Below are 24739 nucleotides of genomic sequence, written 5' to 3' on the forward strand. Positions count from 1 at the left end.
AAAGTTGGAAGAAAAACTGTTATGATTTTACATAAAGCATGGCGCAAAAACGTTGGAGGGATACGCACTGGATAAAATACAGCAGAATTTCATAAAAATAAGAAAACTGCTTGATATCACTTTTTTTCGTGTTTTATTTTTTCTAACTTTGGGTGTACTCCTCTATATAGCGATGTTCAGCAATGTCAGACCCGAAAAGCTTGATATTAGCCTTTTTAAGGTGGCTGAAAAAACGATCCGGTCACCAGGAACAGTTGAGGATAAACTAAGCACCGAGAAAAAAAGGAAAGAAGCGCTCGACCAAGTACAGGATGTTCTAATTTTAAAAAAAGAATACACTCAGAACAGGGTAGATTTAATCACATCTATTTTCGAATCAGCAAGTGAAGTTAATGAAGATATTAAGGATGAGATGCAAAAGAAAGCTGCGGAGGGGGGAGAAGCTTCTTCGAGGCCATTAGAGCCTGTCCCCTCTGAAAAGGCAGCCCGGCTCAAAGAGAAGCTTACTGAAGGTGTAACGAAGGATATTCCTGAGGAAGTATTCCTGAGTTTAATGCAGGCAAGCAAGGAAGACTTAGCAATTGCGAAGGACCTAACGGTAACAGCCATCAACAATATTATGAGTAAAAGAATTTCAGCTGACGATGTGGAAAATGCTAAAAAGAGAGTAGAGGAAGAATTAAAATACACAACACTTGATAAACCTCTTAAAAACTCTGCTATTGAACTTGGCCGATATGCTATTGTTCAAAATGAATTTTATGATCCGGAAGCAACGGAGGAATTGCGAAACCAGGCTGCAGAAAATGTGGAACCTGTAAAGATCCTTCAGGGACAGATTATTGTTGAAGAAGGTGAATTGATCACCAGGGAAAAATATCGCCAATTAAAGCTTGCAGGTTTTCTTAATAATGATCAATCGCTAAAACCATATATTGGCCTTGCTTTTTTAATAGGGCTTATTCTTTCCTTTATTTATTATTATTTTTATCAGCTGAAGACGCATCCTGACAAAAGACAGACGTTTTTACTGCTTTTTGGATTAATATTTACGCTTTCCATTTTCTTAATGAAAATGGTCAGTCTGCTTCACGAACTGAACTACACCGAAATCAGTTATATTTTTCCCGCTGCTATGTGCGGGATGCTTATCAAAATTTTAATGGATGAGAAGCTGGCTGTTTTTATTTCAATCATTATGGCCGTATGCGGGAGCATCATTTTTAATGAAGGGATTTCCGGGGCTTTAAATATTTCTGCAGGGATTTATATTCTCTTCAGTTCACTTGCTGGAATATTGTTTCTCAGTACTCAAAACCAGAGATCTAAGATTTTGCAAGCGGGATTTTTTGCATCGGCAGTCAACCTCATCACTTTATTGTCCCTTATGTTTTTGCGAAATGGGCAGTATTCCGGCATGGAATATGGTTTTTTCATTATCGCTTCACTTGTTTCCGGAGTAGTGTCTGCTGTTTTATGTATAGGCTTTCTGCCTTTTTTTGAAGCTAGCTTTGGGATTTTATCTACAATGAAGCTGATTGAACTTTCAAACCCGAATCATCCTTTACTAAGAAAAATACTGACAGAGGCTCCCGGAACCTATCATCATAGTGTAATGGTTGCCAATTTGGCTGAATCAGCCTGTGAAGCTATAGGAGCTAATGGATTACTTGCACGTGTAGGCTGCTATTATCACGATGTAGGAAAAACAAAAAGGCCCCTCTTTTTTATCGAAAACCAGCTGAACAGAGATAATCCTCATGATCGACTGCCACCGGAGAAAAGTGCGCAAATTATTATTGCTCATGCAGCAGATGGTGGGGCAATCCTAAGAAAGTACCATATGCCAAAAGAGATTGTCGAAATTGCAGAACAGCATCATGGAACTTCTTTGCTGAAATTTTTTTATCACAAAGCGGTTCAGGTTAATCCGGATATTAAAGAAAAAGAATATAGATATCCCGGGCCCAAGGCGCAAACTAAAGAGATTGCCATTATTGGGATAGCAGACAGTGTGGAAGCAGCTGTACGCTCAATGACCCAGCCAACCCCAGTGCAAATAGAATCGCTTGTTAGGGCCATTACAGCTGACAAGCTGCAGGATGGGCAATTTAATGAATGTGAACTTACACTAAAAGAACTTGAAGTGGTTGCCCATACTCTATGTGAAACATTAAAAGGAATATTCCACTCCCGGATTGAATATCCGGAAATTACAAAACAGAAGGTGATAGAGGCATGAATTTAAATATTGACTTTATGGATGAAACAAATCAAGTAGCAGAAGACGATATTAAAGAAATTGAAAAGCTCCTGAATTTTGCAGCCGAAAAGCAAAAGGTTGAAGGTGGCACAGAGCTTTCAGTTACCTTTGTAACAAATGATAAGATTCAGGAAATTAACCGGGAATATCGTGATAAGGACAGACCTACAGATGTTATTTCATTTGCAATGGAGGAAATGGGAGAAGGTGAAATAGAATTAATTGGCGCTGGTTTGCCTCGTGTACTTGGGGATATTATTATTTCCACTGAGAGAACTAAAGAGCAGGCTGAAGAATATGGCCACTCTTTTGAGCGTGAGCTCGGATTTCTAGCTGTTCATGGCTTCCTTCATCTCCTTGGGTATGACCACGAAAATGAGGAAGATGAAAAAGAAATGTTTTCACTCCAAAAGGATATATTGGACGAGTATGGGCTTAGACGGTAAGAAAACCACTAAGCCTATCCCTCTTTGGAAGTCTTTTTCACATGCCATAGCAGGTCTTGCTTCAGCCGTAAGGACAGAGAGGAATATTCGAATTCATTTATTTGCTGCAGTTGTTGCTATCCTTCTCTCTTTCTTTTTTTCTATTTCATCGGTTGAATGGGTCTGTATCATACTAGCTATTGGCGGAACAATCTCTTTGGAATTAATGAATACGGCAATGGAAAGGGTGGTAGACCTTGTTACAAAGGACTTTCACCCTCTGGCAAAACAGGCAAAGGATATTGCCGCAGCGGCAGTTTTTGGATTTTCCATTGTTTCAGCTATTATAGGGCTGTTTATTTTTCTTCCTAAGATTATTAACGCCTTTTTATAGGCTTTTTTCATGGCCATTTGAAAACGATATCACGTTCCGTTAAAATGACAAGGCAGGCAAGTTAAATAATGCCTTAATGTTATGAGAAAATTCTAAATTTTTTATTACGATTTTGCTACAAATAATGAAAAGCCGCTGGTTTTGAGGTAAAATAAATATATCCCAACTTTTTCCGCTGGAAAGGGAGTATCATCTTGAATATCAATGAACTTATTGAAGAAGCAAAAAAGGCTAGGGAAATGGCTTACGTTCCTTATTCTAATTTCCCTGTTGGAGCAGCTTTATTAACTAGTGACGGCAAGGTATACCGAGGATGCAATATAGAAAATGCGGCATATACAATGTGCAACTGTGCAGAGCGCACAGCACTCTTTAAAGCCTTTTCAGAAGGTGATAAGAATTATTCTATGCTTGCAGTCGTGGCTGATACAGACCGTCCGTGCTCGCCCTGTGGTGCCTGCAGGCAGGTTATTGCTGAGCTTTGCGATAAAGAGATGGTAGTGGTTTTAACCAACCTTAAAGGGGATATACAAGAGTTAACTGTAAGGGAACTTCTGCCAGGGGCTTTTTCACCGGAGGATCTAAATGGAAACTAATATGAACAACAATCAAGGATATAAATCAGGCTTTATTTCTATTATCGGAAGGCCAAACGTTGGGAAATCAACTTTCCTGAACCGCGTTATCGGACAAAAGATCGCAATTATGAGTGATAAACCGCAAACTACTAGAAATAAAGTACAGGGTGTCCTTACACTTGAGGATGCACAGCTGATTTTTATTGATACACCAGGAATTCACAAACCAAAGCATAAACTCGGCGACTTTATGATGAAAGTAGCTCAAAATACACTCAAAGAGGTGGATCTTGTTCTTTTTATGGTTAATGCAGAGGAAGGCTTTGGCCGGGGTGAGGAATTTATCCTTGAAAAGTTTCAATCAATAAAAACCCCAGTATTCCTTGTTATTAACAAAATTGATCAGGTTCATCCCGATGATCTGCTTCCAATCATGGAATCTTATAAAGAAAAGTATTCTTTTAAAGAAATTATTCCTATTTCTGCCCTTGAAGGCAATAATGTTGATCGATTGTTGGATCAAATTAAAGGTTATATGCCTGAAGGGCCGCAATTTTACCCGGCGGATCAGGTTACAGACCATCCTGAGCGTTTTATCGTTTCAGAATTAATCAGGGAAAAGGCGCTTCATCTGACACGGGAAGAAATTCCTCACTCTCTGGCAGTATTAATCGATAAGATGGAACGGCGCCAGGATAAGGATGTTATCAATGTCATGGCAACAATTATTGTGGAAAGAGATTCACAAAAAGGCATTGTTATCGGAAAACAAGGAGCCATGATGAAAGAGATTGGAAAACGAGCAAGAATGGATATTGAAAATCTTCTCGGCTCAAAGGTCTTTCTGGAGCTTTGGGTGAAGGTTCAGAAGGATTGGAGAAATAAAGCCTCCCAGCTTCGTGACTTTGGATTCAGGGATGACGAATATTAATTTGAGCCCTAATTAGATTATTAGTAGTCAAGGGAAATTATGCATGCTCTGGATTAACAGTTTTTAGTACTCATGATTTTAGGATGGCAGGCTATGATAAATGTAAGGTTTTGAATTTGTAAATGCTAGTATAAATATTGAAAGGTGGGGTTTTGAATGTTGGATTTTACCTGGAAGGTTTTCAGTGAAACAGGTAACATTGACACATATCTTCTCTTTAAAGAGCTTGAGAAGGAAAGACAAGACAGACCCGGGACTCTGGATGATGAACTAGCAACAATGGATTCTCCTGTTTCATAAGTTTGACCTTCCATAAATGGATGGTGGCTTAAAATGCTCGAAAAATGCGAAGGCATCGTCATAAGAAATACGGATTATAGTGAAACAAATAAAATAGTTACTCTTTATACACGTGAGTGGGGCAAAATTGGGGCGATGGCAAGAGGAGCAAAAAAAACAAACAGCCGCCTTGCTGCCATCTCTCAGCTCTTTACACATGGATACTTCCTTGTTCAAAAGGGGTCGGGACTCGGAACTCTTCAGCAGGGCGAAATGATTTCATCTTTGCGATCCATAAGGGAAGATATTTTTTTAACTGCCTACGCGAGTTATATTGTGGAGCTGACAGATAAAAGCACAGATGATAGAAAGCCCGACCCATTTTTGTTTGAGCTGCTTTTTCAAACGCTTCATTACTTGGATGAGGGTTATGATCCAGAGGTGCTCAAGAATATTTTTGAATTGAAGATACTGAATGTACTTGGGCTACATCCTATATTGAATCAATGTGCAGTTTGTGGCAGTATGGAGGGCCAATTCTCTTTTTCAGTCAGAGAGGGAGGATTTATCTGCCACCGCTGTCTTGAAAAAGACCCGTATCACTTTAAAATATCAGCTGCAGCTGTAAAGCTTTTAAGAATATTTTATTATTTTGACCTTTCAAGGCTTGGAAATATATCAGTTAAAGAGGAAACAAAAGCTGAACTGAAAAAGGTAATCTCAGCTTACTATGAGGAATATTCGGGACTTCATCTTAAGTCAAAGAAATTCCTTGATTCCATGGATAATCTAAAGGGACTTATATAAAATTTTTTCATATACAATTAGAACATTAACCATTCATGTTGACAATGATTGCTGTTTTGGTTAATATCTGTTTAAAGTTAATTAATTGCAGTGACGGAAAGGAGTACTTTGGCTCCTCTGTATTAAGCGATCCCGGGACAGTGGAAGCCGGGTTATAGAGACCGGAGGAAGGCATTCCTGAGCAATCTTATTTAAAGAGGCCGCTTTTGCGGCAATTAGGGTGGAACCGCGGGTAACTCTCGTCCCTATGCGATGCGCATAGAGGATGGGAGTTTTTTTATTTTCCATTTTATTAACCTTAAAGGAGAGAAAAATGATGAGCGTAAGTATGGAGCAGATTGTTTCACATGCGAAACACAGGGGATTTGTATTTCCTGGATCTGAAATATATGGAGGTTTGGCAAATACTTGGGACTATGGTCCGCTTGGAGTGGAATTAAAGAACAATATTAAACAGGCATGGTGGAAAAAGTTTGTTCAACAGTCCCCTTATAATGTTGGTATTGATGCAGCCATCCTGATGAACCCAAGGACTTGGGAGGCGTCAGGACATATTGGCAACTTTAATGACCCAATGATTGATTGTAAAAATTGTAAAGCTCGCCACCGTGCAGATAAGCTAATTGAAAATGCTCTTGATGAAAAAGGAATTGAGCTAGTGGTTGATGGCCTCCCATTTGAAAAAATGGAAGAATTAATTAAGGAGCATAATATTGCTTGTCCTGATTGTGGCAGCCACGATTTCACGGGTATCCGTCAATTTAATCTAATGTTTAAAACATTTCAGGGTGTTACCGAAACTAGTACAAATGAAATCTTTCTTCGTCCTGAAACAGCACAAGGCATTTTTGTAAACTTCAAAAATGTTCAGCGTACTATGAGAAAAAAATTACCTTTTGGTATTGCCCAAATTGGCAAAAGCTTTAGAAACGAGATAACTCCAGGTAACTTTACCTTCCGTACACGCGAGTTTGAGCAAATGGAATTAGAGTTTTTCTGTAAGCCTGGGGAGGAACTAAAGTGGTTTGATTTCTGGAAACAGTATGCCGAGCAATGGTTAATATCTCTTGGTTTAAAAAGAGAAAATTTAAGATTACGTGATCATTCAGAAGATGAATTGTCTCATTATAGTAATGCTACAACTGACTTTGAATACAAATTTCCATTTGGCTGGGGCGAGTTATGGGGCATTGCCTCCAGAACAGATTACGACTTAAAACAGCATATGCAATTTTCAGGTGAAGATTTTCATTATAATGATCCTGAAACCAATGAAAAGTATGTTCCGTATTGTATAGAGCCATCCCTGGGCGCTGACAGGGTTACCCTTGCTTATTTAATCGATGCTTATGATGAAGAGCAGCTCGAAGATGGTACGTCAAGATCAGTTATGCATTTTCATCCTGCTTTAGCGCCATTTAAAGCAGCTGTACTTCCATTGTCCAAAAAGCTTTCTGAGAATGCAAGAGGTGTATATGAAGAACTTTCAAAGCATTTTCTTGTGGATTATGATGAAGCTGGCTCAATAGGAAAACGATACCGCAGACATGATGAAATCGGTACACCATATTGCATTACTTTCGATTTCGATTCTGTTGAAGACAAAATGGTAACTGTCAGAGACAGGGATACAATGGAACAGACAAGACTTCCTATTACTGAGCTAGTAAACTTCTTACAAGAGAAAATTAGTTTCTAATTATACATTAGAAATGACCGAATTGTTCTTCCGTAAACGAAAGACCGACCCTCAACCGGAAAACAGTAACAAAGAAAAGTGCGGCTGATTTAAGCCGTACTTTCTTTATTTTTTCAAAAACTATCGTTCCAACTGCCTTTCCATTTACTTGGATTGGTATATAATGTTTTTATATAAGTATAACTCTTTTGTTGTTTCAAGGAGGAAAAGTATATCCGTTTCGTCTTAAATGATACTTAAAGGTGGTGAGGACAATAGAACTTAACAAACGACAGGAGAAAATTCTGCAAATTGTAAAGGATAATGGACCGATTACCGGTGAACATATAGCAGATCAGTTAAATTTAACAAGAGCCACTTTGCGGCCTGATTTGGCAATACTAACTATGGCTGGTTTTTTGGATGCTCGCCCGCGCGTGGGGTATTTTTATACAGGAAAGTCTGGTACACAGCTTCTGACCGAAAATCTGCAAAAAATATTTGTCAGAGAATACCAGTCGATTCCCGTAGTGGTAAATGAAAATGTTTCCGTATATGATGCCATCGTTTCTATGTTTTTGGAGGATGTAGGCACTCTATTTGTAGTCGACCAAAATTCACTGCTTGTGGGAGTTCTATCTCGAAAGGATCTTTTACGGGCCAGTATTGGCAAACAGGAGCTAGCAAGTCTTCCAGTCAACATTATTATGACGAGGATGCCGAATATTACTATATGTGAGAGAGATGATCTTCTTATTGAAGTTGCAAAAAAATTGATTGATAAACAAATTGATGCACTTCCTGTAGTGAAGAAGACAGAAAAAGGTTTTGAAGTCATCGGCCGTGTGACAAAAACTAATATAGCCAAGGCTTTTGTTGCTCTGGGAGAAGAAGGTATGTAAAAAACTCAAAAAGAGGAGATGGTGGGGAATAATGAGTATACCAGTTATTTATGTCGTCTCTGATTCTGTCGGGGAAACGGCTGAATTAGTTACAAAGGCGGCAATAACCCAGTTTAACGGTTCAGGAATGATTCTTAAAAGATTTCCTTATGTAGAGGACAAAGAACATATTGACGAGGTAATTTCTCTTGTAAAAATGGACAAAGGTATGATTGCCTTTACACTTGTGAAGCCTGATATGAGGGAATATATTCAAAAAGCAGCAGAAAAAGAAGGAATTTATGCTTGTGACTTAATTGGTCCATTAATGGATCAAATTCAAGAGTTAACCGGAAAAGTACCTCTTTGTGAACCTGGCCTAGTTCGTAAGCTTGACGAGGATTATTTTAAAAAGGTTGAGGCTATTGAATTTGCTGTTAAGTATGACGATGGTCGTGATCCACGTGGAATAATGAAAGCTGATATTGTTTTAATTGGGGTATCAAGAACGTCCAAAACCCCCCTTTCCCAATACCTTGCTCTAAAGCGCTTAAAGGTAGCTAATGTCCCTCTTGTTCCAGAGGTCGAGCCACCTGAAGAGCTTTATAAAGTTCCGCCTGAAAAATGCTTTGGATTAAAAATCAGCCCTGAAAAACTGAATAACATCCGGCGTGAAAGATTAATATCCCTCGGTCTTAACGATCAGGCAAGCTACGCTAATATTGAACGGATAAAGGAAGAGCTTGTATTTTTTGAAAAAGTGGTTTCCCGAATTAATTGTCCTATCATCGATGTAACCAATAAAGCGGTCGAAGAAACAGCAAATGAAATTTTAAATTTTATACATAAAAGATGAACTTCCTGCACATAATCAAAACGGTTATGTGCATTTTTCTATAATTTGGGACATCGCTTTAAAGAATTTAATAAGTATTAAAAAGTAAATTTCTAAAGTAAAAATTAATGGAAAAATATTAAACAATGTACTATAATAAAAAATTGTGATAAAAATGTATGTTATTAGGTTTAGACTTTGGTTTGAACGAATAAACTATTTATTGTGAGATGTCAAGGGAGGCTCTTGAAAAATATTCGACATAATCTGTATTTGATCAAATAAGTTCTTTCTTGCTTTATAAATGGTCGTTGGCAAAGAAAAGTTATTGAGGCAAGAAGGATTATACGGAGTGATGTAGAATTAGTACTAATGAAATTGGCGTTCCCACTATATTTGTAGAGCAGATTCCTGTCCGGCTAAAGAAGAAATTGTCGAAATTACCTCTTGCTTTTCAATAACAGTCCTTTTTGTTGCTTCATATAACCACGTAATAAACGATTTACACACGTGGAGTGGAAATATGTGGATGTCGGAAAGGAAGCGGCTGATCTTTTTATTATGAATCATGCTGCTAAAGGAGATATTGCAGTTACCCAGGATATTGGCCTCGCTTCTGCCCTTCTTCTGAAAGGGGTTTATGTTCTATCTCCAAGGGGAACTTTATTTGAAGAAAAAGGAATTTTGACAGCTCTTGATATGCGTTTTTCAAGTGCAAAGGCATGCCGCAGTGAGAGTGTGGAAAAGGGCCAAAACCCTTATTATCTTCCGACCGGGAACGGTTTGTGAAGGAATTGACAAACATTTTGTCGAATATTGCAGTGGGATAAACGCTATACTTTTTTTAGAAAAATGGAGTTGTTTTCATGGCAGAGCGTATTGCCGAAGAAAAAATCAACCAAATTCGTCAGGGTGTAGATATTGTTGAACTAATAAGTGATCATGTTCAACTTACAAAGCACGGGCGAAATTACTTCGGATTATGTCCTTTCCATGGAGAAAATACACCGTCTTTTTCTGTCGCACCAGATAAACAAATTTTTCATTGTTTTGGCTGTGGTGCCGGTGGAAACGTTTTTTCATTTTTAATGGATCTTGAGGGGCTATCCTTTCAGGAGGCAGCCTTAAAGCTGGCTGAACGGGCAAATATTGAACTTGATATTAGCTTACAAACCTCTGGGAATGAAAAAGGAATCTCACCCGAACTACAGGCGATGCTCGATGCCCACGACCTTTTAAAGAAATTTTACCATCACTTGCTGGTAAATACAAAAGAGGGTCAGGACGCACTAGAATACCTGCTTAACAGGGGTTTTACGAGAGAATCCATTGATAAATTTGAAATTGGCTATTCGCTTAATTCGTGGGATTTTGTCGTTAAATTTTTAACGAAGCGGGATTTAAAGCCTGAATTGATGGAAAAAGCGGGATTGATTATCAAAAGGGAAAAGGACGGAACCTATTTTGACCGTTTCAGGGATCGGATAATGTTTCCGGTACTTGACCGACATGGCAAAACGATTGCGTTTTCCGGGAGATCTTTGGGGGCGGAAGAGCCCAAGTATTTGAATAGCCCCGAAACGCCAATCTTTAATAAAAGTAAAGTTTTATATAACTTTCATTTAGCAAAACCAAATATAAGAAGAACGCAGCAAATTGTCCTTTTTGAGGGATTTGCTGATGTCATTGCTGCTGACCGTTCCGGTGTGGAAAATGGAGTAGCAACAATGGGAACTTCTCTTACAGCCGAGCATATCTCACTAATCCGCCAAAATACAGGCAGTGTTACGATTTGTTATGACTCCGATAAAGCTGGGATTGGGGCCGCTTTCCGCGCTGGAAACATGCTAAACGAGGCAGGGCTCCAGATTAAGGTTGCTCTTATGCCAGATGGCATGGATCCAGATGAATATATAAAAAAAATGGGTTCCGAGAAATTTAGGAATGAAGTAATAGGTTCAAGCCTTACCTGGATGTCCTTTAAATTTCTTTATTATAGAAGAGGAAAAAATCTTCAGGATGAAGGAGATAGGCTGGCTTATATCGAACAAGTATTAAAGGAAATATCCCAATTGACTAAAGCGGTTGAAAGGGACCTTTATCTGAGGCAGATTGCGAGTGAATTTTCATTATCGCTTGAGGCATTAAATCAGCAGCTTCAGACATATGCTGCCCCGGAAAGGAATAAGCAGAACCGGGGATCACCACCTCCCATTCAAAAACCATTAATCAGGCAGACAGCAGGATTAAAGCCTGCTCATCACAATGCTGAGCGTAGCTTGATCGCACATATGTTAAAAAACAGGGAGATTGCCTTCAAGGTCCAGGACCTATTAAATGGCAGCACCTTCAACATAGATGAACATCAGGCAATTATTACTTATTTATTTGGCTTCTACGAAGATACTTCTAATCCTGATTCTAACGCGTTTTTAAATTATATTAATGATGATAAACTTAGAAGAATTGTGGCAGACATTGAAATGATGCCTATAAATGAAGACGTGATGGATAAGGAATTAACTGATTATATCAAACAGGTGTTGAATTATCAAAAACTGCTAAAAATAAAGGAAATGCAAGCTGAACAAAATGAAGCTGAGCGCCAAAAAGATTTTAGCAAGGCAGCATCGATAGCAATGCAAATCATTCAATTACGCAAATCCTTATAGATCCCATTTGGAAGTTGTGATTTTTAGAAGGAGGGGGACAAATGGCTGAAAAATCAGCACGTTCAAAAGAGGTCGAAAATGAATTGACCGTTGAACAAGTAAAAGACCAGTTAACGGTACTGGGTAAGAAAACCGGTGTCCTTGCCTATGATGATATAGCGGAAAAATTATCCGTTTTTGAATTGGACTCGCATCAAATGGATGAATTTTATGAATTTCTTGGCGATCAAGGCGTTGAATTGATCGGAGACAGTGATGAGGATGAAGACCCAGACGCCAAGCAGTTAACTAAGGGCAGTGACGAGGAATTTGATCTAAATGATTTAAGCGTTCCTCCAGGCGTTAAAATTAATGATCCCGTCCGTATGTACCTTAAAGAAATCGGCCGTGTAGATCTTCTCTCAGCTGAAGAGGAAATCAGCCTTGCTAAAAGGATTGAAGAAGGGGACGAAGAAGCAAAACGCCGCCTTGCAGAAGCAAACCTGCGTCTGGTTGTAAGTATTGCAAAACGTTATGTTGGCCGCGGTATGCTTTTCCTTGATCTTATCCAGGAAGGTAATATGGGTCTTATAAAAGCTGTTGAAAAGTTTGATTACCGTAAGGGGTACAAATTCAGTACTTATGCAACATGGTGGATTCGACAAGCAATTACCCGTGCAATCGCTGACCAGGCAAGAACCATTCGTATTCCGGTTCATATGGTGGAAACCATTAATAAGCTAATAAGGGTCCAGCGTCAGTTGCTTCAGGATCTGGGACGCGAACCAACACCGGAGGAAATTGCAGAAGATATGGATTTAACACCTGATAAGGTAAGGGAAATTTTGAAAATTGCTCAGGAGCCGGTATCACTTGAGACTCCGATTGGTGAAGAGGATGATTCCCATCTTGGCGATTTCATTGAAGACCAGGATGCAACTTCACCTTCAGAACATGCAGCCTACGAGCTATTGAAGGAACAGCTGGAAGACGTTCTTGATACTCTTACCGACAGAGAAGAAAACGTTCTTCGCCTTCGTTTTGGTCTTGATGACGGACGTACACGTACACTTGAAGAAGTGGGTAAGGTCTTCGGCGTAACACGTGAGCGTATTCGCCAAATCGAAGCAAAAGCTCTACGGAAATTGAGACATCCAAGCCGAAGCAAAAGGCTTAAGGATTTTCTAGAATAAAATTTATATAAAGCCATTGTTGAAAAATAGTTTACTTCTTACAATAGAGGTAGGCTATTTTTTTTGTTTTTTAGGCTATATGAAAGCCCTTTTTGGTTTTTCATTATATTGATTGGAGAAGAAGGCAGAAGATACATGAAATTCATCTAGAATTAGCCTTTGGCATAGTTTCAAGGAAGAGATTAAACGTCCTGCGGGAAAAGCCGGCTAAGGAGACCCACCTCACAGGTGCACAGCGCCGAGAAAGCTCCTTTTGTGCATGAGTACGGAGAATCTTCCTTCCACTCGTCTCAAGGCCCCTTATAGCTGTTGGCGGATGTTTCTCACTCAGTTCTTACAGTCAGTTGCTTGATACCCGCGGAAAGCGACTGGAGCGGTATGTTAACAGAAACCAATGTGAAAAAATTGGCACACAAATGAATGAAATAGCAGGTATCCACAGTAGTCCAGGGTAGAGCTATTTTATAAAGTAGAAAGGTACCCCCATGAATGAGAATAGAAAAAAAATCATTTTAAATGAAATTCAATATTGGAAACAGAATAAAATGCTCCCGGAGCAGTATTGTAATTATTTATTAACGCTCTATTCCGGAGGAAATCCTGCCGTCGAAAAACAGAAAACGAAAGGATGGATTCTTCAGTCTCTATTATTTTTGGCTGCGGTTTCAATAACAGTATTTGTCATTTATTTTACTGAATTGTCATTTATTTTGCAAATAGCCTTTTTGCTTTTATTGGGAACCGCTTCAGGAATATCTTTCATTTATTTTTTGAAAAAAGGAATAGTAAGCCATTTATCTTTAATACTTACTGCTTTGGTCCTTCTGATTGGATCTGTAGAAATTGCTTCGGATGTTTTTTCGGGGAAACATATTCCGCTTGCTATATTGGTAGCCGTTAACTGTTTGGCCTGGCTTATAGTTGGCAAAAAGCTAAGGATTTTATACTTTTTTATTTCTGGAATTGCTGGTCTAGTTATTTTAACGTATTTTATTTTTGTATAATAAAATATATTTAAAAGTTTTAAAATGTTGAGAAAATTATTTCTTTCCTATTATAATATAAAAGTAAGCGCATACAAAGCTGCTTTGGAGGGGGAAGGAAATGAATTTTGATTTAACTGCGGAACAGGAAATGATTCGCAAAATGATGAAGGAATTTGCGGATGAAGAGGTAGCACCGGGAGCACTCGAAAGGGACAGAACAAAAAAGTTTCCCGTTGAAATCTTTAAAAAGCTTGCCGATGTGGGAATTATGGGACTTCCGTTTCCAGAACAATATGGCGGCGGCGGAGCGGATACTATAAGTTTTGCTATTGTAACGGAAGAGCTTAGCAGAGCGTGCGGTTCAACTGGAATCACTTATTCTGCCCATATATCACTTGGGGGAGCGCCGATTAATTTATTTGGAACAGAGGAACAAAAACAAAGGTATTTAACACCTATCTGTTCAGGGGAATCTTTTGGAGCCTTCGGTCTGACAGAACCCAATGCAGGATCTGATGCAGGTGGTACGAGAACATCAGCAAGGGAAGAAAATGGGGAATTTTTAATTAACGGAAACAAATGCTTCATAACGAATGCCAGTTTTGCAAAGCATTTGGCTTTGACAGCAGTCACAGGCGAACAGGACGGGAAAAAGGAAATCACCGCTATTATAGTACCTACTGATGCAAAAGGATTTTCTGTTATTGATAACTATGAGAAGATGGGCCTCCATTCATCTAATACTACTGAGCTGGTTCTTGAGGATGTCCGAGTACCGGTTGAGAATCTTCTTGGTAAAAGAGGAGAAGGATTTAAACAATTTTTAATTACTCTAGATGGCGGGAGAATAGGAATTGGTGCAATGGCTGTTGGTATTGCACAGGGAGCCTATGAAAAGGCACTTCAGTATGCAAAAGAAAGAAAGCAGTTTGGAAAGTCACTTTCTTCATTTCAGGCTATTCAGTTTAAACTTGCGGATATGGCAATGAAGATTGAACTTGCAAGGAATATGGTATATAAAGCAGCCTGGCTAAAAGACCAGGGAAGGCCTTTCTCTAAGGAAGCGTCCATGTGTAAGCTGTACGCCTCTGAAATTTGTATGGAGGTTACTGACCAGTCAGTCCAGATACATGGTGGTTACGGCTACATGAAAGAGTACCATGTCGAAAGGTATATGCGAGATGCTAAGCTTTTGGAAATTGGCGAAGGAACATCAGAAATCCAGCGCACCGTTATTGCAAGGCAAATTGGCTGTTAAGGAAGAGAGACTGCAAAAGCAGTCTCTCTTTCTGCTTTAGTATCCTTTTTATCCGAAACTTTTAGCTGTTTGAAGAAGAATAATCCCTCCTTTTTCAGGTAATATAAAACTTTATAGTGAATATTCGACATTAGGACTTTTCCTTCCGTCATTTTTCAAGTAAAATAAAGTTGTTTGTAATGCATTTATTGTTAAAAGATGTTCTTACATAAGGAGGTAGCAAGATGAATCGTAATCCAGTAGTTCCTTTTATTTTAATTATGGTCCTGGGTATTGGACTAATATTTGCTCTGTCATTCAAAGGACTTGGAGATTCTAAAGATTTAGCTGATGAAAAAAAAGGCGGCGGCAAGAAAACTGAAGCTGTGGCAGCTAATCCAGAAGATATTTACAAGACCACATGTATTTCTTGCCATGGCGACCAGTATCAGGGCGTTGTGGGTCCAACATTAAAGGGAGTAGGCAAGAAATATTCCCACGCTCAGCTTAAAAACATTGTAATGCATGGTAGAGGTGCAATGCCTTCAGGACTTGTTCCAGAAGAAAATGCAGACAAAATGGCTGACTGGCTGGCAAAGTTGTAAACGCATTAAAAGAAAGGTCCTTTGCATATGTAAAGGACTTTTTTTATACTTGTAAGAGAATTGATTTTAGAGATGTGGTGTGAATACATGAATGCTGACAAATTATCGAAAAGACTGGAGCGGGTGGCTGATTTTGTTCCAAAAGGCTCTAAAACAGCTGATATAGGATCCGATCATGCATATCTTCCATGTTACCTAGTTAAAAAAGATGTGATCCCTTTCGCAATTGCAGGAGAAGTGGCAGAAGGTCCATTTCAATCTGCTGCTGGGCAGGTACAGGCTGAGGGTCTTGAGGAACAAGTATCAGTAAGAAAAGGTGACGGGCTAGATGTACTGGATCCAGGAGAAGCCGAGTGCATTACCATTGCCGGAATGGGCGGTGCATTAATAGCCAGTATTTTGGAGCGTGGGAAAGACAAACTTGCTAATGTGAAAAGGATGATTCTCCAGCCAAACGTTAGTGCCATTTCAATAAGGGAATGGTTCATGGAAAATGGATGGGAGCTTGTGGAAGAAGATATCCTTGAGGAAGACGGAAAAATATATGAAGTCCTGGTTGGAGAAAAAGGCGACCCAAGCCTTCCATATAAAGAGATGGAAAACAAAGGTTTATTGTTTGGCCCATTTTTAATGAATAAAGTGAATGAGGCATTTAAAAAGAAATGGGCACTTGAGAAGGATAATTGGGAAAAGATTCTGAGTCAGCTGGAGAAGGCAGCTCAATCAGAAGAGACCTTAAGGAAAAAGCAGGAGCTTCAGCAGAAAATTAAATGGGCTGAGGAGGTTTTATAAAAAATGAAACAGGTTAATGGACACGAAATTATCCAGCTGTTTGAAGGGTTTTCCCCTAAGGGGTATGCCTTGGAAGGGGATAAAGTGGGCCTTCAGGTAGGACGCCTTAATGGAAAAGTAGAGAGAGTCATGATTGCTCTTGATGTTCTTGAGGAAGTAGTAGATGAAGCAATCGAAAAAAATGTCCAGCTCATTCTTGCCCATCATCCAATTATATACAGGCCACTTCAAAAGATCTCAACTGATATCTTACCAGGGAGAATCTTTGAAAAACTGATAAAGAATGATATTTCTGTTTATGCCGCTCATACCAATCTGGATGTAGCAAAGGGCGGGGTAAACGATATGCTTGCTTCTGCGCTTGGCTTGGAAAATACAGAGGTCCTTGCCCCCACAGCAGAAGAAAAGCTTAAAAAGCTTGTTGTATATGTACCGGAAGAAAATGCAGAAGAAGTCAGAAAAGCCCTTGGAAATGCAGGAGCAGGTGCAATAGGAAATTATAGTGACTGTTCTTTTTCCGCTCCAGGCGAAGGCCGGTTTCTTCCTGGTGAAAACACGAATCCATATATCGGGAAACAGGGTAATCTGGAAACTGTTAATGAAGTCAGGATAGAAACAATAGTTCCAGAAGTTTTAATAAAAAAGGCAGTTTCAGCAATGCTGAAGGTACACCCTTATGAGGAGGCTGCCTTTGATATCTATCCCGTTGAGAATCAAGGGGAAGTTCTGGGTTTGGGAAGAATCGGCCAAGTTCAGGAGATGACTCTTGCAGAATTCGCCGAAAAAGTTAAATCAGCCCTTGATGTTGATAAGGTGCGTGTTGTAGGAGATTTGAAAGCAAAAGTTAGAAAAGCAGCAGTTTTAGGTGGAGATGGCAACAAGTATTGGAGCCAGGCAAAATTTAAAGGCGCAGATGTATATGTAACAGGTGATATTTATTATCACACAGCACATGATGCAATGATGCAGGGCCTTAACATGATTGATCCGGGTCATAATGTTGAAAAAGTAATGAAAAAGGGCGTAGCAGATATTTTAACAAAAAAATGTGAAGAGGCTGGCTATCAAGTCAGCATTTTCCCTTCTGAAGCAGATACAAACCCCTTTAAATATTTATAAATGGTCAAGTTTTGTTTTTAGATCGGCTGAAGGATAATTTTTATAAAAGAAGAACCAGTCCAATATGGACCGGTTCTTCTTGTGTTTTTAGTTTATTGCTTCAGGCTTTTTTACCTTTGGCAAGATACGGTTTAGGGCAACTTTCTTTTCCCTGGCCCAGGTACTTTCATCTTCTGGATCAAACTGATCAAGGAATGTAATTACTTCTTTTGTTATCGGTGTTGGAGTCGAAGCACCGGAAGTAACCGCCACTGTTGAAGCATCCTTTAGCCATTTGATATCAAGTTCGGAAATGTCAGCAATACGATAGGCTTTTGTGCCGGCAATTTCTTCCGAAACCTGAGCCAGACGGTTTGAGTTATTACTTTTTGGGTCTCCTACCACAATAAGAACATCCGCTTTCCCAGCCTGTTCAGCAACAGCCTCTTGGCGCACCTGTGTCGCAAGGCAAATTTCTTTATGGACTTCCACATGTGGATACTTTTCCTGAACCAACTTCATAATTTCAGCCACATCCCATTGGCTCATCGTAGTTTGGTTGGTAACGATGATTTTATCACCGTTTATGTTTAATGCCGTAACATCTGCTGGCGTTTCTACAAGATGGACGATCCCAGGAGCAACACCAACTGCGCCCTCAGGTTCTGGGTGGCCTTTTTTGCCGATATAAATGACTTGAAAGCCTTCCTTTTCCTTTAGAAGGATTAAGTCGTGTGTTTTGGTTACATCTGGACAGGTGGCATCAATAGTCATTAGGCCTTTCTCCTTGGCTAGCTTTCTAACCTCAGGAGAAATGCCATGTGCTGTAAAAATAACAGTACCCTTATCTACTTTTTCAAGAATAGCCATCCGGTTTGGACCATCAAGTGTAATAATGCCCTCTTCCTCAAAGGCATCGGTAACATGTTTATTATGAACTATCATCCCAAGAATGTAGATTGGGCGTGGCAGTGATTTATCAAGAGCCGCATTTCTGGCAATTACCATAGCATCAACCACTCCATAGCAGTAGCCGCGCGGAGAAATTTTAATTACATTCAATTCAATCGTCCTCCTATTAAGAACATTGACTTAAAGTCTATGTAATTATTATATAGAAAATATTAATATAACACAAAGTGAGTTTAAACACACCAGAAGGAAAGGGAACCTTTCTTTCCAGTACAAAATAAAAAGATGCCGTTGCCAGCATCCGATTCCTCCTCTTATACATAAAGCCTTGGTGTGGAGCTTCCTTTAGTTTTAGTAATATTTGTCCCAGCAGTTTCCTTTTTCTTTTTAGTGTAGGTTCTTTTACTTGGTGAGGTTGATGATATTTGAACAGAACTTGATTCAATGGAGGATTCTGCCTGAACTGAGGAGGACTCCTTAACAGATTCTTTCTTTGGTTCTTCAGATTTTCCACTGTCTGACATCGCTGTCTTTAACCCTCTGTATAATTTCCACATAGATGGAAGATTTTTTACTAGTGGTCCATATTGCTGTACCATAGGACCGATAGATTGAGCCGTTTTTAAGATCTGCTGTGTATTATTAAGAAAACCATTGATGGCTCCAGGATTTGAAAGTGTTTGGAGGATTCCTCCCCCGCCAGCTCCAGCCTGTCTGCCAGCTGCGGCTACTCCTCCCATTGTACGAGCCTGATTTCCTTTGCCTAAAATTTTTGACAGAAGCCCTCCGCCCTGGCGGCCCATTTGTCCCATCCCGCCCATCATCTGGCGTGATTGTCCCATCTGCCCCATTTGTCCCATTTGACCCATTTGTCCCATCATTGGAGACTGACGAAAAGCCTGCATTCCGGGTGAAGGTCCCATTCGTCCAGCAGGGCTGCCTCCCATCATTCCAGGTCCCATTCCTCCAGGCCCCATCATACCCGGTCCCATACCCTGATAATTGGGAAATCCTTGTCTTGGTGGCATATATATTCCTCCTTTCTAAGTACTTAAGTATAGACTTATAGAGAATTTTCATTTGAGTTTATAATAATCCGGTTGAGTCTTGCACCTTTTTTTTGCTTCTTCTCTACTGTATGCATTTATCCCTATTTTGTTTAGGCCGTTTCTTCAGGTTTCTTGTTAAATTTTATGATTAGAGGAATCATGAAAGGTAAAGGATGATAATATAGGTGGAGATTTCGGGGAAACTTTACTATAATTACAGGATGGATGAAAACGAATTATCTAAATGTAAATTAAGGAGCAATTAATAAATGACGGTAAACCAGTTTGAACGTTATCAGTTTCAGCCTTTCATCATAGAAGCAATAAAAAAATTGGGTTTCCATGAGCCTACTGAAATTCAGGAAAGAATGATTCCAATTGTATCGAAAGGCGAAAGTGCAATTGGCCAGTCACAGACAGGTACAGGTAAAACCCTGGCATATGTACTCCCGATACTTGAAAAAGTAGATCCAGCCCGTGCAGAAGTTCAGGCTGTTATTACAGCTCCAACAAGGGAGCTGGCAAACCAAATCTATCACCAAATTTTAAAAATCACTGAGCATACTGAAGAGAATAAGAAAATTACAGCCCGCTGCTATATTGGTGGGACAGATAAACAAAGGACAATTGATAAGTTAAAGGTTCAGCCACAGGTGGTTGTCGGCACACCGGGCAGAATTAAAGATTTAATGAAGGAACAGGCTTTATTTATTCATACGGCTAAAACATTGGTAGTTGATGAAGCTGATATGATGCTCGATATGGGCTTTATTGAAGATGTAGATCAAATCGCAGCTAAAATGCCTGTGAATTTACAAATGCTTGTATTCTCTGCCACCATTCCCGAAAAGCTAAAGCCATTTTTAAAAAAATATATGGAAAACCCAAAGTTTATTAAAATTGAATCAAAAAATGTCGCAGCGGAAAATTTACAGCATTACCTATTACCTTCACGCCATAAAGATAAAAAAGCAATTGTTCATGATGCGATAGTAGCATTCAATCCTTATTTGGCCATTGTTTTTACAAATACAAAAAAAATGGCAGATGAAGTTGCAGATTACCTTATTGGAAGAGGCCTGAAGGTTGGCCGTGTCCATGGTGATTTAAACCCGCGAGAACGCAAAAAGATGATGAAACAAATCCAGGATCTTGAATACCAATACATAGTTGCCACTGACTTGGCAGCTAGAGGGATTGATATTGAGGGAATCAGCCATGTTATTAATTACGAGCTGCCAACAGATCTTGATTTCTATATTCACCGTGTTGGCCGCACTGCACGTGCCGGTCATTCTGGCATCGCACTAACCGTCTATGAAATATCAGATGAGGATGCTCTGAATCGCCTTGAGAAAATGGGAATTAAATTTAAAAATGTTGACCTGAAAAAGGAAGAAGGCTTTGTTGAAACAGAGGATCGCAATAGGAGGAAGACCAGAAAAAGGCAAGAAGACCCAGTGGATAAAATGGCCAAGTCTCTGGTTAAAAAACCTCAAAAGGTTAAGCCTGGATACAAAAAGAAAATGCAGACAGAAATGGATAAAATCAAAAAAAGGCAAAGAAGATTGGGCCGTAATAAGTAACAAACGATTTAGGGAGTGGAAAGAAAATGCTTAAAATTGGGTCTCACGTTTCTATGAGTGGAAAGAAGATGCTCCTGGCTGCCAGTGAGGAAGCAGTTTCGTATGGGGCAAGCACTTTTATGGTATATACAGGTGCACCGCAAAACACCCGCAGAAAGAAAATTGAGGATTTAAATATTGAAGCCGGCAGAAAGCATATGGAGGCTCATGGAATTACAGAAATAGTGGTCCATGCTCCTTATATTATTAATATCGGAAACACTACAAATCCGGCTACGTTTGAATTAGGTGTAAACTTCCTGCGTTCTGAAATCGAGAGGACGGAAGCGATTGGTGCTGGCCAAATCGTTCTGCATCCTGGAGCCCATGTTGGTGCCGGAACAGAAGCCGGGATTAAAAGAATCGTCGAAGGATTAAATGAAGTTTTAACAGGGAAAGAGAATGTCCAGATTGCCCTTGAAACAATGGCAGGGAAAGGATCGGAATGCGGTAAATCCTTTGAAGAGCTTGCCATGATAATGGATGGTGTTAATTTCAATGACCGGCTCTCAGTTTGTTTTGATACCTGCCATACTCATGATGCGGGCTACAAGATTGTTGAGGACTTTGACGGGGTTTTAAACGAATTTGATAAAATAGTTGGTTTGGACAGGCTTAAAGTTCTTCATATTAATGACAGTAAAAATGAAATAGGCATGAGAAAAGACCGCCATGAAAATATTGGTTTCGGCCATATTGGATTTGACGCATTAAGTTATATTGTTCACCACCCACAGTTAACCGAGATTCCAAAAATACTTGAAACACCATTTGTTGGCGAGGATAAAAATAATAAAAAACCGCCTTATAGGTTTGAAATCGAAATGCTGCTGAATAAAGAGTTCAATGATAATCTTCTTGATTTAATAATCGGGCAGTAAATATGTTTTTGTCCAAAGAAAAAGCTGTGCAGCCTTGCACAGCTTTCTTTATTTTGTAAACTGAACAAATAATTTATTTACCTCACGCGCTGTTTCTACATCTGTAACCTTCGCGATCTCCTTGATAAGGGAAGCCCGTTGAGCGCTGTCAAAAATATTTACTTGTCTTCCTCTTAAGTATTCGGCAATTTTCTGAGCCTGGGTCCGGGTCACATTAATTTTGAATTGATTAGCGTATTTTAATAGCTCATCACCAGTAATAGTATTAATCTTATGATTAATTATGTTTTCGAAAATTTTCATTGTTATCACTCCTCCATCCCTAATGTATGACGGAGAGGAGGCAATAGTGACACTAACAGGTTTGGAAACAATTAAAAAAGGAGAACCAGCCATTTGCTTTACTTTGATAAGAAGATATTGTATACTACGAAAGTTAAATCGGAATGATTCTTAAAATGACAGGTGATAATTATGGCAAACAAGCCAGTTATAGAGATAAAGGGGCTGTCCTATAGTTATGAAAGAGAAACAGTCCTTGATAATATTACACTTAATGTTCCGGAAAATGCCTTTCTCGGTGTGGTCGGGCCAAATGGATCCGGAAAATCAACTTTAATGAAGCTGATACTAGGACTTTTAAAACCACTGCACGGTGAAATTTATTTATTCGGGCAGGAGATACGCCGTTTTAAAAATTGGGAAAAAGTTGGATATGTTTCACAAAAAGCTAATTCCTTTAATACTGGATTCCCTGCAACTGTTTTTGAAGTTGTATCAAGCGGTCTTACTAAAAAAATGGGGCTATTTAAATTTCTTAAAAAAAATGATAAAAACAAAGTATCAAAAGCGCTGGAATCTGTTGGTATGCTTGAATTTTCATTTAAAAATATAGGCGAGCTTTCAGGGGGCCAACAGCAAAGGGTTTTCATTGCAAGAGCGCTTGTAAGTGACCCTGAACTTCTCATCCTTGATGAACCAACGGTGGGAGTAGATGCCTATAACGTGAATTCCTTTTATCAAATGCTTGGGGAATTGAATAAGGATAGGGGGATTACGCTTTTAATGGTCACTCATGATATAGGAACCGTTTCGGATAAAGTAACACATGTTGCCTGCTTGAATAAGACTTTGCACTTTCATGGAAAAACGGAAGAATTTGAACAGTTGGAGCGTAATGGTCTATCAGAAATCTACGGGCATGAGGTTCATTTGCTCGACCATCATCATGAACACGAACATGGAGGAGTCACAAGATGATCGAGGCGATTTTACGATATGAATTTTTGCAAAATGCCTTCATGACAGGAATCTTGATTGGTTTAGTTGCTCCGCTGCTGGGCGTTTTTATTGTAGTCAGGAGGCTTTCTTTGATAGCTGATGCCCTAAGCCATGTTACACTGGCCGGAATTGCAGCAAGCCTTTTGCTTGAAAAGAAGTTTTTAATGTTTTCCGGGCTGAATCCAATATATATGGGAATGGTCTTTTCCGTAGGAGGTTCCCTCTTTATAGAAAAACTTAGGGGAGTTTACAAGCAATATCAGGAGCTGGCAGTTCCCATCATTCTTTCGGGTGGTATTGGACTTGGAGTAATTTTTATTTCCCTTGCAGACGGGTTTAATACTGATTTGTTCAGTTATTTATTTGGGAGTGTTACGGCGGTCAGCCGGACTGATTTATGGACCATATTAGCCATCACTATTACGGTTGCGATCGTTATTTTCCTATTATATAAGGAACTTTTTCTTTTATCCTTTGATGAGGAATACGCAAAAGCTTCAGGACTTGCAGCCCGAAGCATTCATTTTATTTTTATCATTATGGTTGCTTTAGTCATTGCAGGTTCTATGAGGGTGGTAGGAATACTTCTCGTTTCCTCTTTAATGACGCTGCCTGTTGCGGCTAGCATTCGAATTGCTAAAGGATTTAAACAAACCATTTTTCTGTCCGTGATTTTCGGAGAAATATCTGTTCTCGGCGGATTATCGCTGGCCTATTATATGGATTTGGCACCAGGTGGTACGATTGTAATCATTTCTGTTTTTATTCTTATTTTGGCTATTTTTATAAAAAAATCCGGTTTTCGGAAAATTGCTTGATAGGGGGCAGCTTCCATGGAGGTTATTGAAGCTCTTCAATTATTAAAGGATAGAGGATATAAATATACCGGTAAGAGGGAGGAGATGCTTCAGCTTTTCTCGGATACCGATAAATATTTAACTGCCAAGGATGTGCTGGAGGAAATGAAGGAGCTGTACCCTGGCTTGAGCTTTGATACCATTTATCGAAATCTTTCCTTGTTTGCTGAATTGGGAATTTTAGAAATGACAGAACTAAGTGGGGAAAAGCATTTCAGGTTTACCTGTTCCCAGCATCATCACCATCATCATTTTATTTGTCTTGATTGCGGAAAGTCCAAGGAAATAGATATTTGCCCAATGTCTGGAATAAAGGCTGATCTAAGTGGATATGACATTTCAGGACATAAATTTGAAGTCTATGGACGTTGTCCGGAATGTCTTCATTAAAAAACAAAAGCGGCTGGTTTTCAGCCGCTTTTTCATTTGGTGTGCCAGGCATGGCAACTATCTAGGTGGTGAAAGTCCACTGTGGGGGTACACATCGACCAACCACTAAGG

26 protein-coding genes, 1 pseudogene and 1 other annotated feature are annotated in these 24739 nt (G+C 39.4%); of the genes and pseudogenes, 23 read left to right on the top strand and 4 right to left on the bottom strand.

Translation table 11 applies throughout. The features are described from left to right. Positions 1 to 67: 67 nt before the first annotated feature. The 15 genes and pseudogenes from AC3WR0_RS19215 to AC3WR0_RS19285 all read left to right on the top strand — a co-directional run bounded on the left by AC3WR0_RS19215 (position 68) and on the right by AC3WR0_RS19285 (position 15159). Positions 68 to 2242, top strand: coding sequence for an HD family phosphohydrolase (locus AC3WR0_RS19215; protein WP_492553844.1), 2175 nt, complete (start codon positions 68 to 70; stop codon positions 2240 to 2242). Then, complete coding sequence (ybeY, locus tag AC3WR0_RS19220) at positions 2239 to 2709, top strand: rRNA maturation RNase YbeY (protein ID WP_492553823.1); 471 nt, start codon at positions 2239 to 2241, stop codon at positions 2707 to 2709. The genes AC3WR0_RS19215 and ybeY overlap by 4 nt, the downstream gene beginning before the upstream one ends. Continuing rightward, positions 2693 to 3082: a diacylglycerol kinase family protein gene (locus AC3WR0_RS19225; RefSeq protein ID WP_492553824.1), complete on the top strand. Its 390-nt coding sequence runs from the start codon at positions 2693 to 2695 to the stop codon at positions 3080 to 3082. Before ybeY ends, AC3WR0_RS19225 begins: the two co-directional genes overlap by 17 nt. 194 nt (positions 3083 to 3276) lie before the next feature. Further along, complete coding sequence (locus AC3WR0_RS19230; protein WP_492553825.1) at positions 3277 to 3678, top strand: cytidine deaminase; 402 nt, start codon at positions 3277 to 3279, stop codon at positions 3676 to 3678. Continuing rightward, positions 3668 to 4591 (top strand): GTPase Era, encoded by a 924-nt coding sequence (gene era / locus AC3WR0_RS19235; protein ID WP_492553826.1) that lies wholly within the window; start codon positions 3668 to 3670, stop codon positions 4589 to 4591. The genes AC3WR0_RS19230 and era overlap by 11 nt, the downstream gene beginning before the upstream one ends. 156 nt (positions 4592 to 4747) lie before the next feature. Next, the gene (locus AC3WR0_RS19240) at positions 4748 to 4891 is read left to right on the top strand and encodes a YqzL family protein (protein ID WP_081679945.1); all 144 of its coding nucleotides are present in this window, start codon (positions 4748 to 4750) and stop codon (positions 4889 to 4891) included. Positions 4892 to 4924: 33 nt separating this feature from the next. Continuing rightward, positions 4925 to 5677 carry a DNA repair protein RecO gene (gene recO, locus AC3WR0_RS19245; protein ID WP_492553827.1) on the top strand — a complete coding sequence of 251 codons (753 nt, stop codon included), beginning with the start codon at positions 4925 to 4927 and terminating at the stop codon, positions 5675 to 5677. Between the two features lie 81 nt (positions 5678 to 5758). After that, positions 5759 to 5927 (top strand) — a binding site (T-box leader). A 66-nt stretch (positions 5928 to 5993) separates the two neighbouring features. Continuing rightward, positions 5994 to 7376 carry a glycine--tRNA ligase gene (locus AC3WR0_RS19250; RefSeq protein ID WP_027320011.1) on the top strand — a complete coding sequence of 461 codons (1383 nt, stop codon included), beginning with the start codon at positions 5994 to 5996 and terminating at the stop codon, positions 7374 to 7376. Between the two features lie 242 nt (positions 7377 to 7618). Next, positions 7619 to 8257 (top strand): transcriptional regulator CcpN, encoded by a 639-nt coding sequence (ccpN, locus tag AC3WR0_RS19255; RefSeq protein ID WP_492553828.1) that lies wholly within the window; start codon positions 7619 to 7621, stop codon positions 8255 to 8257. A gap of 31 nt (positions 8258 to 8288) precedes the next feature. Continuing rightward, complete coding sequence (locus AC3WR0_RS19260; protein ID WP_492553829.1) at positions 8289 to 9092, top strand: pyruvate, water dikinase regulatory protein; 804 nt, start codon at positions 8289 to 8291, stop codon at positions 9090 to 9092. A gap of 373 nt (positions 9093 to 9465) precedes the next feature. Continuing rightward, positions 9466 to 9901, top strand: a pseudogene (locus AC3WR0_RS19265) (YaiI/YqxD family protein). Between the two features lie 36 nt (positions 9902 to 9937). Next, entirely contained in the window at positions 9938 to 11743 is a 1806-nt protein-coding gene (dnaG, locus tag AC3WR0_RS19270) for a DNA primase (RefSeq protein ID WP_492553830.1), read from the top strand. A gap of 41 nt (positions 11744 to 11784) precedes the next feature. After that, positions 11785 to 12915 (top strand): RNA polymerase sigma factor RpoD, encoded by a 1131-nt coding sequence (gene rpoD, locus AC3WR0_RS19275; protein WP_027320015.1) that lies wholly within the window; start codon positions 11785 to 11787, stop codon positions 12913 to 12915. A gap of 485 nt (positions 12916 to 13400) precedes the next feature. Further along, positions 13401 to 13919 (top strand): hypothetical protein, encoded by a 519-nt coding sequence (locus AC3WR0_RS19280; protein WP_492553831.1) that lies wholly within the window; start codon positions 13401 to 13403, stop codon positions 13917 to 13919. Between the two features lie 100 nt (positions 13920 to 14019). Then, positions 14020 to 15159: an acyl-CoA dehydrogenase family protein gene (locus tag AC3WR0_RS19285; protein ID WP_492553832.1), complete on the top strand. Its 1140-nt coding sequence runs from the start codon at positions 14020 to 14022 to the stop codon at positions 15157 to 15159. Here AC3WR0_RS19285 and AC3WR0_RS19290 read toward each other — a convergent pair. Then, a complete protein-coding gene (locus AC3WR0_RS19290) occupies positions 15156 to 15290 on the bottom strand; it encodes a hypothetical protein (RefSeq protein WP_492553833.1) in 135 nt (44 codons plus the stop codon). The two genes, AC3WR0_RS19285 and AC3WR0_RS19290, sit on opposite strands and share 4 nt — an antisense overlap. A gap of 93 nt (positions 15291 to 15383) precedes the next feature. On the opposite strand from AC3WR0_RS19290, the gene cccA reads away from it, so the two are divergent. The 3 genes from cccA (at position 15384) to AC3WR0_RS19305 (ending at position 17654) form a co-directional block, all read left to right on the top strand. After that, complete coding sequence (gene cccA / locus AC3WR0_RS19295) at positions 15384 to 15743, top strand: cytochrome c550 (RefSeq protein WP_027320018.1); 360 nt, start codon at positions 15384 to 15386, stop codon at positions 15741 to 15743. A gap of 87 nt (positions 15744 to 15830) precedes the next feature. Then, positions 15831 to 16535: a tRNA (adenine(22)-N(1))-methyltransferase gene (locus tag AC3WR0_RS19300; protein ID WP_492553834.1), complete on the top strand. Its 705-nt coding sequence runs from the start codon at positions 15831 to 15833 to the stop codon at positions 16533 to 16535. Positions 16536 to 16538: 3 nt separating this feature from the next. Then, entirely contained in the window at positions 16539 to 17654 is a 1116-nt protein-coding gene (locus AC3WR0_RS19305) for a Nif3-like dinuclear metal center hexameric protein (RefSeq protein WP_492553835.1), read from the top strand. 87 nt (positions 17655 to 17741) lie between these two features. Here AC3WR0_RS19305 and AC3WR0_RS19310 read toward each other — a convergent pair whose 3' ends face one another. Together AC3WR0_RS19310 and vrrA are read right to left on the bottom strand one after the other, a co-directional pair. Then, positions 17742 to 18695, bottom strand: coding sequence for a 4-hydroxy-3-methylbut-2-enyl diphosphate reductase (locus AC3WR0_RS19310; RefSeq protein WP_027320021.1), 954 nt, complete (start codon positions 18693 to 18695; stop codon positions 17742 to 17744). 164 nt (positions 18696 to 18859) lie between these two features. Then, positions 18860 to 19573, bottom strand: a complete 714-nt coding sequence (gene vrrA, locus AC3WR0_RS19315; protein ID WP_492553836.1) for a VrrA/YqfQ family protein — start codon at positions 19571 to 19573, stop codon at positions 18860 to 18862. Positions 19574 to 19863: 290 nt separating this feature from the next. On the opposite strand from vrrA, the gene AC3WR0_RS19320 reads away from it, so the two are divergent. Together AC3WR0_RS19320 and AC3WR0_RS19325 are read left to right on the top strand one after the other, a co-directional pair. Beyond that, on the top strand, positions 19864 to 21180 hold the full coding sequence (locus AC3WR0_RS19320; protein WP_492553837.1) for a DEAD/DEAH box helicase: 1317 nt from the start codon (positions 19864 to 19866) through the stop codon (positions 21178 to 21180). Between the two features lie 26 nt (positions 21181 to 21206). Beyond that, on the top strand, positions 21207 to 22100 hold the full coding sequence (locus AC3WR0_RS19325) for a deoxyribonuclease IV (protein ID WP_492553838.1): 894 nt from the start codon (positions 21207 to 21209) through the stop codon (positions 22098 to 22100). A gap of 48 nt (positions 22101 to 22148) precedes the next feature. Here the strand turns inward: AC3WR0_RS19325 and AC3WR0_RS19330 are convergent, their stop codons facing one another. Continuing rightward, positions 22149 to 22403, bottom strand: coding sequence for a DUF2624 domain-containing protein (locus AC3WR0_RS19330; protein WP_027320024.1), 255 nt, complete (start codon positions 22401 to 22403; stop codon positions 22149 to 22151). Between the two features lie 171 nt (positions 22404 to 22574). On the opposite strand from AC3WR0_RS19330, the gene AC3WR0_RS19335 reads away from it, so the two are divergent. The 3 genes from AC3WR0_RS19335 to zur are packed head-to-tail and all read left to right on the top strand — an operon-like array spanning position 22575 to position 24628. After that, a complete protein-coding gene (locus tag AC3WR0_RS19335; RefSeq protein WP_492553839.1) occupies positions 22575 to 23360 on the top strand; it encodes a metal ABC transporter ATP-binding protein in 786 nt (261 codons plus the stop codon). Continuing rightward, positions 23357 to 24199 carry a metal ABC transporter permease gene (locus AC3WR0_RS19340; RefSeq protein ID WP_492553840.1) on the top strand — a complete coding sequence of 281 codons (843 nt, stop codon included), beginning with the start codon at positions 23357 to 23359 and terminating at the stop codon, positions 24197 to 24199. Before AC3WR0_RS19335 ends, AC3WR0_RS19340 begins: the two co-directional genes overlap by 4 nt. Before the next feature lie 15 nt (positions 24200 to 24214). Then, positions 24215 to 24628, top strand: coding sequence for a zinc uptake transcriptional repressor Zur (gene zur / locus AC3WR0_RS19345; RefSeq protein ID WP_492553841.1), 414 nt, complete (start codon positions 24215 to 24217; stop codon positions 24626 to 24628). Positions 24629 to 24739: the final 111 nt, after the last annotated feature.

The organism is Neobacillus sp. FW104-15D2, assembly GCF_058790155.1.